We start from the raw sequence: 1,272 nt of genomic DNA, 5'->3' as shown, positions 1-1,272 counted from the left end.
AAAGCTATTTTCTATATATGGTGACCGGGCTTGTCCAACAAACGGTTCAGATTGTGGTTCGCTGCGCTCACACAATCTAACCTTATTCGTTGGGCACCCTCTAACTTCACTCTATATAATTCAATCAATCACCTGAAGCCTCACTTCTGGATATCGAATCCTTGCATGCTCTATGACAACTGTATCTCCATTGCGTTTTGCCTCAATATCCAGAACGACAAACTTTCTCTTGAAGTCGCCAACTGGAAAATCCAAGAGATATGCAGACCTTTCATTCCATTGTGAATTTTTCTCAAACGTATCAAGAGGAATAAGATCTGACTGGATGCCACGAGTGGATCTTATAAATAATTTACCTTTTTCAAGCACTAAACTTAGCCACGGCATTTCGTCTCCAAACCACCGGTTCCAAAACCACTGATGAGGTTGGATTGGCCAAGTTTCCTTTTTCTGTTCAGAGAGAATAATTGGATTAATATTTGGATCCCTACGAGTTCTCCAACCATTCGAATATTTGTCGCCTGGAAAAGTCTGAACTACTCTGGCCAACTGTATACGGTAATAGACTTTTGGGTTTGAAATTACTGCGTGGTACTCGTTAGAGCCTTTAGCAGATATTTCGATAGTACCTATATCATCGTACTTAAATGTACCAGCAGTCAGTTGTTGCGTCGATGTAAAATCAATTGTGGCACTATCGGCCCGCAAACCTGCATATGCGAATGTTTGGTTGATTGGCACCCAAGCCCAATTATTTAGAATATCGACCTTAGTATTCGAAGCCGTTGTCTTGATTTTTTCTACAGATGTTGCACCGAGTTTTAAGATTACTTGCTTATAAATCAAGTCAAGAGCTACAGTTCGGTCATCCGAGCTTATTGTGCTGTCTTCACTCGTCCCATCATAAGTTATGATCTCAATGGGCCTGTGGTTTAGCAACTTTATTTTGTTTCCAACAATGATTTGATCTTTCCGACTCGTAGCAACCGTCCCTATTAGATCAGACATAGCGGGTGAGTAATGTCGCCAGACACCATGTGACGAGCATCCGCAGAGGCTTAACACTATCATACCTAATAAAAATCTATTCATTTAATCCTTCCTTTACTTGTTTAAATTAAGAAAGCTGGCAAAGTACTCAACGTTGGGGTAACGGGCAGCAAGGGTTTCCAAAAAAGTTAATTGAAAGCACACCATTTAAATTTTTTTTCAACCTTTAAAAAAAAGAAGACCCTTGCTGTCCGGTTCACCCGCTGGTTGGGGCACCGATGT

At 40.9% G+C, this 1,272-nt stretch carries 1 protein-coding gene; it reads right to left on the bottom strand.

All coding sequences use genetic code 11. From position 1 onward, the window contains the following. Nucleotides 1-120: 120 nt before the first annotated feature. Nucleotides 121-1,092 carry a hypothetical protein gene (locus BLT94_RS21730; RefSeq protein WP_092238861.1) on the bottom strand — a complete coding sequence of 324 codons (972 nt, stop codon included), beginning with the start codon at nucleotides 1,090-1,092 and terminating at the stop codon, nucleotides 121-123. Nucleotides 1,093-1,272: the final 180 nt, after the last annotated feature.

Source organism: Desulfobacula phenolica (assembly GCF_900105645.1).
In the GTDB taxonomy this organism is placed as follows: domain Bacteria; phylum Desulfobacterota; class Desulfobacteria; order Desulfobacterales; family Desulfobacteraceae; genus Desulfobacula; species Desulfobacula toluolica.
Note: the sequence above shows the minus strand (reverse complement) of the source record. Positions and strands in the feature narration are given on the sequence as shown.